The organism is Pseudomonas sp. EL_65y_Pfl1_R83, from assembly GCF_963970695.1.
GTDB classification, from domain to species: domain Bacteria; phylum Pseudomonadota; class Gammaproteobacteria; order Pseudomonadales; family Pseudomonadaceae; genus Aquipseudomonas; species Aquipseudomonas tritici.
The window spans coordinates 296,861-311,677 of record NZ_CAXAQI010000001.1 but is presented as its reverse complement, the minus strand read 5'-3'; the positions used below and the strand labels follow the sequence as shown (position 1 = coordinate 311,677).

General features: G+C 60.5%; 11 protein-coding genes. 6 read left to right on the top strand and 5 right to left on the bottom strand.

Going from position 1 to position 14,817, the window contains the following annotated elements; all coding sequences use genetic code 11:
- Window positions 1–38: 38 nt before the first annotated feature.
- Together AACY08_RS01420 and AACY08_RS01415 are read left to right on the top strand one after the other, a co-directional pair.
- Complete coding sequence (locus AACY08_RS01420; RefSeq protein ID WP_339467500.1) at window positions 39–1,673, top strand: AMP-binding protein; 1,635 nt, start codon at window positions 39–41, stop codon at window positions 1,671–1,673.
- 10 nt (window positions 1,674–1,683) lie between these two features.
- The gene (locus AACY08_RS01415) at window positions 1,684–1,821 is read left to right on the top strand and encodes a hypothetical protein (RefSeq protein ID WP_339467498.1); all 138 of its coding nucleotides are present in this window, start codon (window positions 1,684–1,686) and stop codon (window positions 1,819–1,821) included.
- A gap of 614 nt (window positions 1,822–2,435) precedes the next feature.
- Here AACY08_RS01415 and AACY08_RS01410 read toward each other — a convergent pair.
- The 3 genes from AACY08_RS01410 to AACY08_RS01400 all read right to left on the bottom strand — a co-directional run bounded on the left by AACY08_RS01410 (window position 2,436) and on the right by AACY08_RS01400 (window position 4,758).
- Complete coding sequence (locus AACY08_RS01410) at window positions 2,436–3,335, bottom strand: hydroxymethylglutaryl-CoA lyase (protein WP_339467495.1); 900 nt, start codon at window positions 3,333–3,335, stop codon at window positions 2,436–2,438.
- A 16-nt stretch (window positions 3,336–3,351) separates the two neighbouring features.
- Window positions 3,352–3,744 (bottom strand): MerR family transcriptional regulator, encoded by a 393-nt coding sequence (locus AACY08_RS01405; RefSeq protein ID WP_049712613.1) that lies wholly within the window; start codon window positions 3,742–3,744, stop codon window positions 3,352–3,354.
- A gap of 78 nt (window positions 3,745–3,822) precedes the next feature.
- Window positions 3,823–4,758, bottom strand: a complete 936-nt coding sequence (locus AACY08_RS01400; RefSeq protein ID WP_339467492.1) for a LysR family transcriptional regulator — start codon at window positions 4,756–4,758, stop codon at window positions 3,823–3,825.
- A gap of 152 nt (window positions 4,759–4,910) precedes the next feature.
- Between AACY08_RS01400 and AACY08_RS01395 the strand changes: the two genes are divergently transcribed.
- On the top strand, window positions 4,911–6,140 hold the full coding sequence (locus AACY08_RS01395; protein WP_339417936.1) for an acyl-CoA dehydrogenase: 1,230 nt from the start codon (window positions 4,911–4,913) through the stop codon (window positions 6,138–6,140).
- Window positions 6,141–6,266: 126 nt separating this feature from the next.
- Here AACY08_RS01395 and AACY08_RS01390 read toward each other — a convergent pair whose 3' ends face one another.
- Together AACY08_RS01390 and xthA are read right to left on the bottom strand one after the other, a co-directional pair.
- The gene (locus tag AACY08_RS01390; RefSeq protein WP_339467491.1) at window positions 6,267–7,598 is read right to left on the bottom strand and encodes a phosphate ABC transporter substrate-binding/OmpA family protein; all 1,332 of its coding nucleotides are present in this window, start codon (window positions 7,596–7,598) and stop codon (window positions 6,267–6,269) included.
- Between the two features lie 119 nt (window positions 7,599–7,717).
- Entirely contained in the window at window positions 7,718–8,530 is an 813-nt protein-coding gene (xthA, locus tag AACY08_RS01385; protein ID WP_339417934.1) for an exodeoxyribonuclease III, read from the bottom strand.
- A 169-nt stretch (window positions 8,531–8,699) separates the two neighbouring features.
- On the opposite strand from xthA, the gene AACY08_RS01380 reads away from it, so the two are divergent.
- The 3 genes from AACY08_RS01380 (at window position 8,700) to AACY08_RS01370 (ending at window position 14,813) form a co-directional block, all read left to right on the top strand.
- Window positions 8,700–9,350, top strand: coding sequence for a GNAT family N-acetyltransferase (locus tag AACY08_RS01380; protein WP_339467488.1), 651 nt, complete (start codon window positions 8,700–8,702; stop codon window positions 9,348–9,350).
- A 64-nt stretch (window positions 9,351–9,414) separates the two neighbouring features.
- Window positions 9,415–11,142, top strand: a complete 1,728-nt coding sequence (locus AACY08_RS01375) for an autotransporter assembly complex protein TamA (RefSeq protein WP_339467487.1) — start codon at window positions 9,415–9,417, stop codon at window positions 11,140–11,142.
- On the top strand, window positions 11,142–14,813 hold the full coding sequence (locus AACY08_RS01370; protein ID WP_339467485.1) for a translocation/assembly module TamB domain-containing protein: 3,672 nt from the start codon (window positions 11,142–11,144) through the stop codon (window positions 14,811–14,813). The genes AACY08_RS01375 and AACY08_RS01370 overlap by 1 nt, the downstream gene beginning before the upstream one ends.
- The last annotated feature ends 4 nt before the right edge of the window (window positions 14,814–14,817 follow it).

Below are 14,817 nucleotides of genomic sequence, written 5' to 3'. Positions count from 1 at the left end.
GTTTACGTCAACCTACAAAAAAGACAACAGGGGTCGTTATGGATCAATCGAATCAGAGCTACAGCCGTGGCGTTCAGGACAAGACCTTGCTGGCCATGACGATTGGCCAGGCCTTTGATCGCACCGTTGCACAGTTTCCCGATGGCGAGGCGCTGGTGGTGCGCCATCAACAGCAGCGCTACACCTGGCAGCAACTGGCGCAGGCCGTGGATTTACATGCCCGCGCATTCCTCGCGCTGGGCATGCAGATCGGTGATCGCCTGGGTATCTGGGCACCCAATTGCGCCGAGTGGTGTATCAGCCAGATCGCCAGTGCCAAGCTGGGTGTGATCCTGGTCAATATCAATCCGGCGTACCGCAGCAGTGAATTGGAGTACGTGCTCAAGCAGTCCGGTTGCCAGTGGCTGGTATGCGCCGGGTCGTTCAAGACGTCCGATTACCACGCGATGCTCCAGGAATTGAAGCCCGAGCTGCGCGGCATGATCAGCCTCGACCCCAGTCCGCCTACGGGATTCCTGCCCTGGTCGCAGTTGGCCGCGCTCGGCGCTGGCATTGCGCCCGAACAGTTACACAACCGCCAGGCCAGCCTGCACTTCGACCAAGCCGTGAATATCCAGTACACCTCCGGCACCACCGGCTTCCCCAAGGGCGCGACCCTCAGTCATCACAACATTCTCAATAACGGCTACATGGTCGGTGAAAGCCTGGGTTTGACCGCGCAGGATCGCCTGGTGATCCCGGTGCCGCTGTATCACTGCTTTGGCATGGTGATGGGCAACCTGGGCTGCATCACCCACGCCACCACCATGATTTACCCCAATGACGGCTTCGACCCTCTGCTGACCCTCACTGCCGTCGCCGAAGAGCGCGCCACCGGCCTGTACGGCGTGCCGACCATGTTTATCGCCATGCTCGATCACCCACGTCTCGGCGACTTCGACCTGTCTACCTTGCGCACCGGCATCATGGCCGGTGCGACGTGCCCTATCGAAGTGATGCGCCGGGTTATCAACGAGATGCACATGAGTGAGGTGCAGATTGCCTACGGCATGACCGAAACCAGCCCGGTGTCCCTACAAACCGGCGCGGATGATGACCTGGAACGTCGCGTCACCACGGTCGGCCGCACCCAGCCGCAGCTGGAAAACAAGATCATCGACGCTGACGGCAATACCGTCGTACGTGGTGAAATCGGCGAGTTATGCACCCGTGGCTACAGCGTGATGCTCGGCTACTGGAATAACCCCGATGCCACCCGCGAGGCCATCGATGACGCCGGCTGGATGCACACCGGCGACTTGGCGAGCATGGACGCCCAGGGTTATGTATGCATCGCGGGGCGCAACAAGGACATGATCATTCGCGGTGGCGAGAACGTATACCCGCGCGAGTTGGAGGAGTTTTTCTTCACCCATCCGGCAGTGGCGGATGTGCAGGTGATCGGCATTCCGGATGAACGCTTCGGTGAAGCCATCGTCGCCTGGGTCAAGTTTCATCCAGGCCATGTGGCCAATGAATTGGAGCTGCACACCTGGTGCAAGGGGCGAATCGCGCATTTCAAGACGCCCAAGCATTTCAAGATCGTGGAGGAGTTTCCAATGACGGTCACGGGCAAGGTTCAGAAATTCCGCATGCGCGAGATCAGCATCGAGGAGTTGCGCGACGACGCCTGAAGCGTGGTGCATGTCTACTGCTTACCGGTTCGCGCGCCTGTTGAGTATGCGCAGGGATCAAATCCTGGTGAATGGCGCGATGCAAAGCGCGTTTTACGAGCGCGAACTCAAGCAGCTAGGGGCTGAGCGGCGGGCGCTGGCACAATGAGCGCTGCACACCTTGACGCGGCGGGTGTTCAACAACGTCGCGGCCTCAGGTGGGACCGCCCTGTAATCGCACGGTGCAGAAAGCACAAAGGGGACCCGAGGGTCCCCTTTAATTTGTCGTTGCGTGCTCTTTTTTTATTATTGAGGGGCGGTCTATTGTTGTTTTTGGTAACCGTTACCCTTTACCGCTGTTTTTGGCGACCCCCATTCGGAGTCAAGAGCAAACGTATTTTTTTGAGCGCTGACCTGCTTCTTCGTTATCGATCCAACCAGTGGGTAGCTACCTGAGGTAGTTTTATTTTTCTCTAACCGGTTGCGGGTTTCGGCACGCCGTACCCTGCGAAGCACATCTTCTCCAAAAAAATCTGTTAGCTGCGTCTCTGCCGTGTTGTTTTTGTTATGTCAGAGTCGTTTCGTCTTATTTTTATTAGGTTTGGCGCTTTTTATTCTTGTTATGCCATAGAGATAGCAGAAGCCGTGCCAACTTTATAATTTCCTTTAAAATCAATGGCTTGATTTTTATGTAGGGGTTGGCCTACGGCAATCACGCCGAAATATGTTTCCGTGTTACTCGATGTGTAGGTGTGCGGTAACACATTGTCACGGCTACGCTACTCAACCGGCGTTGAGCGCCTTGGCCACACGCGACCCTGTCGGTCGGCCCAGCACGTTGCTGATCTGCTGGCCCGCACGAATCAACGCCTCCAGGTCGATACCGGTTTCGATGCCCAAGCCGTTGAGCAGGTACACCACATCTTCGGTAGCAACGTTACCGCTGGCGCCTTTGGCATACGGGCAACCGCCAAGGCCCGCGATTGAGCTGTCGAACACTGTGATTCCTTCCAACAGGCTGGCGTAGATATTCGCAACGGCCTGGCCATAGGTGTCATGGAAGTGCCCGGCCAACTTTTCTCGTGGCACGTGGGCGCCGACCACCTCGAACAGTCGCCGCGTCGCGCCCGCCGTGCCGGTGCCAATGGTGTCGCCCAGGGACACTTCATAGCAGCCCATGGCATACAACTCGCGCGCGACCATCGCCACCTGTTCCGGCGCGATCTGGCCCTCATACGGGCAACCCAGCACGCACGACACATAACCACGCACGCTGATCCCATGTTGCTTGGCCGCGGCCATGATCGGCGCGAAGCGTTCCAGGCTTTCGTTGATGGAGCAGTTGATATTGCGCTGGGAGAACGCCTCGGACGCCGCCGCAAACACCGCTACTTCCTTAACGCCGGCCGCCAACGCGTCCTCAAAACCCCGCAGGTTAGGCGCCAGGGCACCATAGGTCACGCCAGCTTTACGCTGAATCTGTGCAAACACCTCGGCAGAACCAGCCATCTGCGGCACCCATTTGGGCGATACAAAACTGCCGACTTCGATGTAGCTCAAGCCCGCGGCACTGAGGGCGTCCACCAGTTGAACTTTGTCCGCCACGCTGATGGGGTGGGCTTCGTTCTGCAAACCGTCGCGCGGGCCGACTTCCACCAGGCGTACGTGTGAGGGGAGGGACATGGCAGTTACCTTCTGATCAATGGCCAGCTTGGCTCATGGTGTGGGCCAGGGCCTGGGTGCAGCGCTCTTCCGCGGTGTCCAGCTCCAGCTTCATTTGTTCGATATCCAGCAGTTGCTGTTCCAACTGTTCACGGCGCTCGGCGATCTTGGCCAGCATGCTGTTGAGTTGGATGTGGTTGCCGCCGGAGGGGTCGTAGAGCTCGATCAGCTCGCGGCATTCGGCCAGGGAGAAACCGATGCGCTTGCCACGCAGTATCAGCTTGAGGCTGACCTTGTCGCGCGCCGAGTAGATGCGCTCCTGGCCCCGGCGTTCCGGGGCCAGCAGGCCTTGTTCTTCGTAGAAGCGAATGGCGCGTGTGGTGATGTCGAGCTCGCGGGCGAGGTCGGAGATGCTGTAGGTCGTGCTCATGGATGTGCCCGAGAAGATGTCTTGGGCGCTAAGCTAATGGCTGCTTGACGTTAACGTCAAGGATCGCGCTCACTACCGTCAGGGTTGTTTGCCGTCCAGTTTTTTTTCATGGGCCGTCACCTGCTGACACAACTCGATCATTTGCTCACGCATCCATCGATTGGCAGGGTCCTGGTCAGTGCTTTCGTGCCAGTACAGGTGGGTTTCGACTGGCGGCACATCGTTGACCGGCAGGTTGAACCAGTGCAGTTCGTGGCGTCGAGCGAAGCGTTCTGGCACGGTCATGACCATGTCGGTCTGCTGCAGCACTTGCGAGGCCATCAGGTAGTGCTGGGAGCGCAGCGCGATCTTTCGCTGGATGCCCATTTTGCCCAGTGCCAGGTCAACGTGCCCCAAGCCGTTGCGACGGCTGGAGATATGGATGTGGGTCAGCGTCAGGTAGTCATCCAGTGTCAGCTTGTCTTTGCCAGCCATGGGATGACCCTTGCGCATAGCGCACACATAGCGGTCTTCCATCAGCTTGACGTGGCGCACCTGTGGGTCGGTGTTGAGCGGCGCATCCACCGCAAAGTCCAGGCGCCCGGCGGCCAATTCCTTGGTGGTCTCGCGGCGTTTGGACAGGAAGCTCTCGATCACCACCGTCGGCGCCAAGCGGCGCAAGCGCTGGAACAGCGGCGGCAGAATCACTGCCTCGGTGAGGTCGGTCATGCTGATGCGGTAGGTCTTGGCCGCCTGCTGCGGGTTGAAAATCCGGCTTTCCTGCACTGACACCCGCAGCAACGACAGGGCATTACGCACGGGGCCGATGATGTTCTGCGCCATCGGCGTGGGCACCATGCCTTGAGCCGTACGCACGAACAGCGGGTCGTTGAAGGTCTCGCGCAGGCGTGCCAGAGCGTTGGACACCGCCGGTTGGGTGATGCCGACAATCTGCCCGGCGCGGGTCAGGTTGGCTTCGGTGTAGATCGCGTCAAAAACGATAAACAGGTTGAGGTCGACCTTGCTCAGATTCATTGGGTTGCGCTCTTATTGTTAGGGTGCCGATAGGCCGATCATATATCGGTGATGAATGTTAATACACGCCGAGAATAGGCTAGGTAAATTATCAACGCTGTTCTAGCATCGATTGCATGACCTAAACAACCTCTCAGAGAAGGGAGCTGCTCATGGATTTCGCCTATTCGCCCAAGGTTCAGGAACTGCGTGAACGCGTCACTGCATTTATGGATGCTTACGTTTATCCGGCCGAGCCGGTGTTCGAACGCCAGGTCAGCGAAGGTGATCGCTGGCAACCCACCGCAATCATGGAAGAGTTGAAAGCCCGCGCTAAAGCCGAAGGCCTGTGGAACCTGTTCCTGCCGGAATCCGAACTGGGCGCTGGCCTCACCAACCTTGAATACGCGCCGCTGGCCGAAATCATGGGTCGCTCACTGTTGGGTCCAGAGCCGTTCAACTGCTCCGCTCCCGATACCGGCAATATGGAAGTGTTGGTGCGCTACGCCAACGAAGAGCAAAAACAACGCTGGTTGGCGCCGCTGCTGCGCGGTGAAATCCGCTCAGCCTTCGCCATGACCGAACCGGACGTAGCGTCTTCGGACGCCACCAACATGGCTGCCCGCGCCGAGCGCCAGGGCGACGAATGGGTGATCAATGGCAAGAAATGGTGGACCTCCGGCGCCTGCGACCCGCGCTGTAAAATCCTGATCTTCATGGGCCTGAGCAACCCGGATGCGCCGCGCCATCAGCAACACTCGATGATCCTGGTACCGGTGGACACCCCCGGCGTGAAGATCGTGCGCCCGCTGCCCGTGTTCGGCTACGACGACGCGCCCCATGGGCATGCTGAAGTGCTGTTCGACAATGTGCGCGTGCCCTATGAAAACGTGCTGCTCGGCGAAGGCCGTGGTTTTGAGATTGCCCAGGGCCGCTTGGGCCCAGGCCGTATCCACCACTGCATGCGCTCCGTCGGCATGGCTGAGCGTGCACTGGAATTGATGTGCAAACGCTCCGTCAGCCGTACCGCGTTCGGCAAGCCGCTGGCCCGTTTGGGCGGCAATATCGACAAGATCGCCGACTCACGCATGGAGATCGACATGGCGCGCCTGCTGACCTTGAAGGCGGCGTACATGATGGATACCGTGGGCAACAAGGTCGCGAAAAGTGAAATCGCCCAGATCAAAGTGGTCGCACCAAATGTGGCCTTGAAGGTGATTGACCGTGCGATCCAGATCCACGGCGGCGCGGGCGTCTCCAACGACTTCCCGCTGGCCTATATGTACGCCATGCAACGTACGCTGCGGTTGGCGGATGGGCCGGATGAAGTGCACCGCGCCGCGATTGGCAAGTTTGAGATTGGCAAATATGTGCCTAAAGAACTGATGCGCGGCGGTCAATAAGACCGCGTCGCCTGCATTCGCGAGCAAGCCCGCTCCCAGAGTTGACCGCATATCTTCAGTAAGAATGCGGTCGAATGTGGGGCTTGCTCGCGAGGCGGCCAGTCAAAACACCACAAGACTTAGATCTCAATACACCCAAACCTCCACCCGCCGATTCTTGATCCTGCCTTCATCCGCCGTATTCGCCGCCACCGGCATCTGTGCCCCAAACCCACGAATATCGCGCAGTATCACACCGTTCTTCACCAGCTCCCGACGCACCGCCATCGCCCTCAACTTAGACAACAACGCCGCCCGTTGCGGGTCATTGTTGACATCACCAAACCCCACCAATGTCACCTGCTTATCCAGCTTGTTGTGACTTTTCAGGTACGCCACCACCCGCTGCAAATCCTGGCGCGCTTTGTTGTCCAGGCTGGCACTGCCTTCTTCGAAGCGAAAATTCACGGTCAAACGCTGAGCGTCACGCGCGATGGCTTGATAGTCCTCGAGCATCGACGCGCGCGGCTCGACGGCGATCGCCTGTACCTGCTGCGCGATAAACCCGTTGGCCGCGACAATCGCCTGGCCCTTGCTGCTCTGGGTGAAGTCCACCAGTGCCTTGGCCCATGGGTTGCGCCCCGATGGCGGCAGGTAGAAAAACAGCCGGCGCGACAGCGGGTAATCCTCGGTGGCAATCAGGCTGTTGAGCGGCAACATGGGTTGCGAGTCGCCATCCACAATCGCCACTGCCTTGGCCTGACGCACGTAGGGCAGGCCGATAAAACCGATGCCCTGCGGGTCCTGGCTGACCGCGTCGGACAGCTGTTCGCTGGACTCGAAACGTTTGGCACCTGCGGCGAGCGGCTTGCCACGCAAGCGAAGCACCAGTTCCTTGAAGGTGTCGTAGGTGCCGGACTGATCATCGCGCGCATACAAATGAATCGGCCCGCCGACCCCACCTAATGCTTCCCACGTGCTGATTTCGCCATTGAAGATCTGCGCCAGTTGCTCGGTATTCAAGGCGTTCAACGGGTTTCGCGGGTTGAGGATGATGGCCAGGCCGTCGATGGCGATCACCTGTTCGGCGTCGGGGCTTTTCAGGTCGCCGAGGGGGTCGAGGTCGACCAGTTCACTGTCCTTGATCGGACGAGACGAGGCCGCCAGGTCGGCCGTGGCTTTTTTCAGCGCCATGAAACCGGTGCTGGAGCCGTGGGCAGCGACCTCGATCGACACGGTCTTGCCTAGGCGCGTCTTGCCGGTCACGCGTTGTTCATTGGCACCTTGCGCCGGTTCAATGCGAACGGCCTGCAGGCCCTGATGTTCCATCAATCCCTTGACCAACGCCGGCCCCAGCGCCGCGCCAATGGTATTGGAACCCTGGATGCGTAATGCAGGGCCTTGATCGGGAGCGGGTAGGGGGGCGGAAACAGCGTAGAGAGGAAAGAGCGCCAGCAGAAACAGAACGCGCAGCATCATGCCGGCACCTTCTTAAGCCAAAGGGAGTGCCGCGAGAATAAGTCAGGCAGGTTTCAACAATGTGACTGATAAGCCATGGATCCAATTGTGGGAGCCAGCTCCCACATTGGACGATGTTGTCAGCTCAATTCAAGCCAGATCGGCGCATGGTCAGACGGCTTCTCCAGCCCGCGCAGATCATAATCTACGCCCGCATCCTTGACCCTTGGCAGCAAGCCATTGGACGCCAGGATCACGTCGATCCGCAGCCCGCGCTTAGGCTCATCTTCAAACCCACGGCTGCGGTAGTCGAACCAACTGAAGCGGTCGGCCACGTCCGGGTTGAGGTGGCGGAAGCTGTCCACCAGGCCCCAGTTCTTGAGGCGGGCCATCCATTCGCGTTCTTCGGGCAGGAAGCTGCACTTGCCCGTCTTGAGCCAGCGCTTGGCGTTGTCGGCGCCGATGCCGATGTCGCAGTCTTCCGGGGAAATATTCACGTCGCCCATCACTACCAGCGCCTGGTCATTGCTGAACTGGCTTTCCAGCAACTGTTGCAGGTCTTCATAGAAGCGCTGCTTGGCCGGGAACTTGGTCGGGTGGTCGCGGCTTTCGCCCTGGGGGAAATAGCCATTCATGATGGTGACCGGTTGGCCGTTTTCGTCGGCGAAGGTGCCCCAGATAAACCGGCGCTGGGCGTCTTCTTCGTCGGTGGCAAAACCCTTGTGCAGGCTCAACGCCGGCAGGCGCGAGAGCAGAGCCACACCGTAATGGCCTTTTTGCCCATGGTAGTACACATGATAGCCAAGGGCCTGTACTTCGGCCAACGGGAACTGGTCGTCGTGGACTTTGGTTTCCTGCAGGCCGATCACATCCGGCTGGTGCTTCTCGATCAGCGCCGCCAGCTGATGAGGACGGGCGCGCAGCCCGTTGATATTGAAGGAGACGATTTTCATGGTCGGCAGTCCAGTCCTGGCAAAAGGGCGATGCTAGCCGACAAGTCGGACGGGGGCCAGCGTGGCGGTAGGGCAGTTGCGCTGCTAATGTCTGGGAACGACTCGTGCTGCGTGGGTTCGTACCCATAAGAACGCCGCCTTCTGAGCGGTGCCCAGGGAGATTCACGGTATGCCAGACACTTCGACCGCCATTGGCGAAATCCGCTTGCTCAACAGCGGCTACTCCCGCGAGGCCCGCTCCCTGCTGTACCAGGCCTACCGGCATGAGCCAACGTTTGCCTATATCTTTGAAGCGGAACGTTCAGGTTATGAGCAGCGAGTGCGCGCCACCGTGCGCGAACTGGTCAAGCAGCATTTCTTCCAGAAGCTTCCGGCCATCGGCCTATTCGTCAATGACCGGCTCATCGGCATCGCCCTGATCGCCCCCCCGCAGCGGCGCCTGGGGATTACCGAAAGCTGGGCCTGGCAAATCCGCATGTGGCTGAGCACCGGCGTGCGCGGCACGCGGCTTTACCTCGACTACCACCATGCGGTGCTGGCGTGCCTGCCAAGTGAGTCGGTACACGTGCTGCCGCTGCTGGGTATTCACCCGCAATTCCAGGGCAAACACTACGGCGAGCAGTTGCTGGAAGCGGTGCACAACTGGTGTGCCGACGACCCGCACTCGTCCGGTGTGGTGCTGGACACCGGCAATTCTCGCTACCTGGATTTCTACAAGCGCCAGGGGTATGAAGAGATCGGTGAAGTCGCTGTAGGACCTGTCGTGGAGCACGTGTTTTTTCATCCCAACCCGCAGTCGTCACATGCTGCAACGGCTTGATGCAGAATTTTTCAGAATTTTCCGAGTTCTAAAGTGCTCTCCAGCTCGTGTAGCATCCGCGCCTATGAAGTTTCCAGGAAGATTTACCAGCGGCTTGATTCTGCTGTTCACAAGCTGCGGCGCGTTGGCGCAAAGCGAATTGGACGTGCGGATCAATCCCTCAAACGATGCGTTGAAAGCCAACATCGAAGGCTACATCGGCGGGGTGGGCGATCGTGATGAAGAGGCCTTGCTGCGGTTCAGCCGTGGCGCCGAGGAGCAGGCGCGTAAAGCAGCCCAGGCCCTGGGCTTCTATCAGCCAAAGATCGAAAGTGATGTGAAGGACGGCAAGAACCCGCGCCTGATCCTCACCATCGAGCCCGGCGAGCCGGTGCATTTGCGAGACGTGACCCTACGGGTCGACGGCCAAGCCGCAGACCTCAAAGCTTTTCGCGTGCCCGTCAGCGACGACCTCAAATCCGGCGCCGTGCTCAACCACGGTCATTACGAAGACGCCAAGCGGCTGATCCAGAACCAGGCCTCGCGCTACGGCTTCTTCAGCGGGCGTTTTACCAAACAGAAACTGTTGGTGGACCCGCAGGCGGGCGTCGCCGATATCGAACTCATCTATGACAGCGGCCCGCGCTACACCTTGGGCAAGGTGAGCTTTGCCGGCGACACGCCGTTTGACGAAGAGCTGCTGCAACGCATGGTGCCGTTCAAAAGCGGTACGCCCTACGATTCCGAATTGATCGCCGAACTCAACCAGAATCTACAAGCCAGTGGTTTTTTCGAAGGCGTGCGCGTGGACGCTGCGCCGGCCGCCTCGACGAATGACATCATCCCGGTGGCCGTGCGTCTGGAAACCCGCAAGCCGCGGACCATGGGCCTGGGTTTGGGCTTTTCGACCGACGTTGGCCCGCGCGGCAAAGCCAACTGGACCCGTCACTGGGTCAACCCCCAAGGCCATAGCTATGGCTGGGAAGCCGAGCTGTCGGCACCGCGGCAGAACGTCGGCCTGTGGTACGACATTCCGCTCGACCCCCCGCTCACCGACAAACTGCGCTTCTCCGGTGGCTATCAGAACGAAGAACTCGCCAACACCGACACCGTGAGTAAATTGCTCACCCTCGGCCCAGAATGGCATAGCAAGTTGCCCAGCGGTTGGACCCGAGTAATCTCGCTCAAGTATCAGCGCGAAGAGTATCGCCTGGGCAACGACTCCGGCTTGAGCAACCTGGTGATGCCGGGTATCAGCTACGCCTACCTGCGCAGCGACAACCGCATCGACCCGCACCACGGCTATCGTCTGCAATTCGACACCAAGGTCGCCAAAGAGGGCTTGGGCTCCGACACCAACCTGCTTTACGGCACGGCCATGGTCAAGGGCCTGACCACCTTGTGGGACAACCACCGCTTTCTCGCCCGCGCCCAGGTCGGCGGCAGTGCCACCAACGGTTACAAATCGGTGCCGCCGTCGTTGCGCTTTTTTGCCGGTGGTGACCAGAGCGTGCGCGGTTATGAGTACCAGACGCTGTCGCCCGAGAACGACCGCGGCGACCGCATCGGTGGCCGCTACATGGTTGCCCTCAGCGCCGAGTATCAATATTCCATCGCCGAGAAATGGCGGATCGCGACGTTTATCGACCAGGGCAACTCGTTCAATTCCCTGGACCTGCCCAGCCTGAAAACCGGCGTCGGCGTCGGTATCCGCTGGGTCTCGCCGGTCGGCCCGATCCGCCTTGACCTGGCCCATGCCCTCGAAGATCCGGGCGGCGTTCGATTGCACTTTTCCATGGGGCCTGAGCTGTGATGCGTGGTGTGAAAATAGCGGGGCTGGCCGTGCTTGCCATCCTTGCCGTGCTGTTATTGGCGCTGTGGGCGTTACTCGGCACCCAGGCCGGCAGCCGCTGGGCATTGGCCCGCGTACCGGGGTTGAGCGTAGAGCATTTCCAGGGGCATTTGGGCGGCCAGTGGAGCGCCGACCATCTGCTGTGGCAACAAGACAGCAGCCGCGTCGAACTCCAGGCGCCGACGGTGGATTGGTCGCCCGCCTGCCTGTTGCGCATGACCTTGTGCATTAATCGGTTGGACGTGGATCAGGTCAGCCTGCAATTTCCGCCGGGCACTGAGGAAAGCAGCGGCCCGATCCAGTTACCCGACCTGAAACTGCCCGTAGCCATCCAGTTGGGCGACGTTCGCGTCGGTAGCCTGCTGTTCAACGGCAGCGAAGAACTCAGGGGCCTGCAATTGGCGGCGCATTGGACGGCTGCCGGTCTGCAAATCGACGCCGTGCACCTGCAACGGGACGACTTGGTACTGGACCTGGCCGGCTTGCTGCAACCCACCGGCGATTGGCCGCTGAGCGCCACTGGGAATGTAAGCCTGCCGTATGCGCCAGGCGGCGCACCTTGGAAGGTGGCGTTGAAGATCGATGGCGATTTGTTAAAGACTCTCACGCTGGATGCAGACAGCAGCGGCTATTTGCCAGCCAAGCTCACTGGCGAACTGCAACCCTTGGCAGAAAACCTCCCGGCCCAATTGCACATCACCGCCGACAGTTTCAAGCCCAGCGCCGATCTGCCGGACACCTTGCAACTCAACACACTCGACCTCACCGCCAAAGGTGACTTGAAGCGCGGCTACCAATTGTTGGGCAAGGCCGTGCTCCCTGCGGAAAAAGGCCCGGTGGATGTGCTGCTGCAAGGCCGGGTTGACGCCAAGGGCGCGCAGATCGACGGCCTGGACCTGAATGCCGGAGACAAGCAAAGCCTTAAGCTGACGGCCCAACTGGATTGGCAGCAAGGTTTCAGCGCCGACGCCAATATCGATTGGCTGGACTTCCCCTGGCATCGCCTCTATCCGGTTGTCGACGAGCCGCAAGTCGTATTGCGTACGTTTAATGGTGAAGTTTCCTACAAAGACGGTAACTACCTGGGCAACCTCAAGGCCGACCTCGACGGCCCGGCGGGCAAGTTCAATGTGGTCACGCCGTTCAGTGGCGACCTCAAGCAAGTCTTCCTGCCCGAGCTGAAACTCACCGCCGGCCAAGGCAAGGCCGAAGGCCACTTGAACCTGCAATTCGCCGACGGCATCGCCTGGGACACCGCGCTGGACCTGTCGGCCCTGAATCCGGCGTACTGGGTTGCTGAGCTGCCCGGCACTTTGGCCGGCCCCCTGCGCAGCAAGGGCGAGTTCAAGAACGAGCAGCTCAAGCTGAATGCAGACCTCGACCTCAAGGGCCGCCTGCGCGGGCAAACTGCCGTGCTGGCGGCCAAGGCTGAAGGCGCGGGCGAGCAGTGGACCCTGGCCAACGTGGATATCCGCCTGGGCGACAACCGCATCAACGGCAGCGGCAGCCTGCAACAACGCCTGGCTGGGCAGATCGATATCAAGCTGGCGCGCCTGGCCCAGCTGTGGCCGCAGTTGCGCGGGCAGGTTAATGGCCGACTCGACGTGGCCGGTAGCCTCAAGGCCCCCCAAGGCAAGCTCGCCCTCAAAGGCCAGCAATTGGCGCTCGCCGACAATCGCCTGCAAAGCCTTACCCTCGACGCCAGCCTCGATAGCGCCCAGCGCGCCAGGATCGACCTCAAAGGCAGCGGCATTCAGAGCGGTGACACCCAGGTCGGCACCCTGACAGCCAGCGCCCGGGGCGATATCAAGAACCAAAAGGTCCAACTGGACCTGGCCGGCCCCTTGGTCAAGCTGGCCCTGGCGTTGGATGGCAACCTCGACAAAGGCAATTGGCGCGGGCGCCTCGCCAGTGGTGATGTGCAAGCGGGCGGCCAGGACTGGAAGCTGCAAGCACCGGCGAAGATCGAACGCATGGCCGATGGCAAGCTGACGTTTGCCGCACACTGTTGGGTCTCCGGCCCCGCCAGCCTGTGCGGCGAAGACCAGCGGCTGATGCCCGAGCCAAAGCTGCGCTACCACCTCAAGCAATTTCCCATCGACAGCCTGGCGGCGTTTTTGCCCAAGGATTTCGCCTGGAAGGGCAAGCTCAACGCCGACCTGCAGCTCGATCTGCCGGACAGCGGCCCCAAAGGCGTGGTCTCGGTGGACGCCAGCGGCGGCACCTTGCGCGTCAAGGACAAGGACCAGTGGCTGGATTTCCCCTATGACACGCTGAAGCTGGAAACCACGCTCAACCCCAAGCGTATCGACACCCAGCTGAACTTCCGTGGCGGCAAGCTCGGCGAGCTGATGTTGCAAGCGCAGATCAACCCGTTGCCGAAGAGCAAACCGATCACGGGCACGTTCACCCTTGCCGGCCTGGACCTCGCGGTGGCGCGGCCGTTTGTGCCGATGGTGGAAACCCTCAGCGGCAAGCTCAATGGCAACGGGCGCATCTCCGGCGGCTTGTTGGCACCTCAGGTCAACGGCAGCGTGAACCTGGTGGGCGGCGAGATTTCCGGTCCTGAACTGCCCATTAGCCTGGAAGGCCTGAACGTGCAGGCGCTGATCGCCGGTGAAAGCGTGCAGCTCAATGGCGGCTGGCGCAGTGGCAAAGCCGGGCAGGGCAGCCTCAAAGGGCAGATAGACTGGGGCAAGGCCCTGGTGGTGGACCTCAGCCTGCAAGGCTCGCAGTTGCCGGTCACGGTTGAACCTTACGCCGTGCTGGAAGTGGCGCCCGACCTGAAAATCACCCTGAAGAATGACAAGCTCGCCGTGGCCGGTAACGTGCACATCCCGCGTGGCGATATCATCGTGCGCGAGTTGCCACCGTCCACCGTGAAGGTCTCGGATGACACCGTGATCGTGGGCAGCCAGACCGAAGAGGGCAAGCCGCCGATGGCGATGGCCATGGACATCAACGTGGTGGTGGGTGAGGACAAGCTCAACTTCTCGGGCTTTGGCCTCACCGCCAAGGTGCAGGGCCAGGTGCACATCGGCGACAACCTCGACACCCGTGGCGAGCTGTGGCTCAACGACGGCCGCTACCGCGCCTACGGGCAGCGGCTCGATGTGCGGCGTGCACGGCTGCTGTTCGCCGGTCCGTTGGACCAGCCGTATCTCGATGTCGAAGCGATCCGCAAGACCGACGATGTGATCGCCGGTATCCGCCTGAGCGGCAGCGCCGAGCAGCCCACCACGCAAATCTTCTCCGAACCGGCCATGAGCCAGGAACAGGCGCTGTCCTACCTGGTGCTTGGCCGTCCGCTGAGCTCCACCGGTGAAGACAACAACATGCTTGCCCAGGCGGCGTTGGGCCTGGGGTTGATGGGCAGTGCCGGGGTGACCTCGGACCTTGCCACCAAGTTGGGCATCAAGGATTTCGACCTGGATACCCAGGGCAGCGGCAACAACACCGCCGTGGTCGCCAGCGGCAAAATCACCGAAAAGCTCAGCCTGCGTTACGGGGTAGGGGTATTCGAACCGGCCAGCACCATCGCCTTGCGCTATTTGTTGAGCAAGAAGGTGTATCTGGAGGTGGCGAGTGGTGTGGCCAGTTCGCTGGATATCTTCTACAAACGCGATTTCTGACCCC

Excerpts from the sequence above, each read along its gene's own strand:
- xthA (WP_339417934.1), bottom strand. The coding sequence starts at position 8,530 with ATGAAAATCGTCTCCTTCAATATCAACGGGCTGCGCGCCCGTCCTCAT.
- AACY08_RS01395 (WP_339417936.1), top strand. The coding sequence starts at position 4,911 with ATGGATTTCGCCTATTCGCCCAAGGTTCAGGAACTGCGTGAACGCGTC.
- AACY08_RS01420 (WP_339467500.1), top strand. The coding sequence starts at position 39 with ATGGATCAATCGAATCAGAGCTACAGCCGTGGCGTTCAGGACAAGACC.
- AACY08_RS01410 (WP_339467495.1), bottom strand. The coding sequence starts at position 3,335 with ATGTCCCTCCCCTCACACGTACGCCTGGTGGAAGTCGGCCCGCGCGAC.
- AACY08_RS01390 (WP_339467491.1), bottom strand. The coding sequence starts at position 7,598 with ATGATGCTGCGCGTTCTGTTTCTGCTGGCGCTCTTTCCTCTCTACGCT.
- AACY08_RS01415 (WP_339467498.1), top strand. The coding sequence starts at position 1,684 with ATGTCTACTGCTTACCGGTTCGCGCGCCTGTTGAGTATGCGCAGGGAT.
- AACY08_RS01380 (WP_339467488.1), top strand. The coding sequence starts at position 8,700 with ATGCCAGACACTTCGACCGCCATTGGCGAAATCCGCTTGCTCAACAGC.
- AACY08_RS01405 (WP_049712613.1), bottom strand. The coding sequence starts at position 3,744 with ATGAGCACGACCTACAGCATCTCCGACCTCGCCCGCGAGCTCGACATC.
- AACY08_RS01375 (WP_339467487.1), top strand. The coding sequence starts at position 9,415 with ATGAAGTTTCCAGGAAGATTTACCAGCGGCTTGATTCTGCTGTTCACA.
- AACY08_RS01370 (WP_339467485.1), top strand. The coding sequence starts at position 11,142 with ATGCGTGGTGTGAAAATAGCGGGGCTGGCCGTGCTTGCCATCCTTGCC.
- AACY08_RS01400 (WP_339467492.1), bottom strand. The coding sequence starts at position 4,758 with ATGAATCTGAGCAAGGTCGACCTCAACCTGTTTATCGTTTTTGACGCG.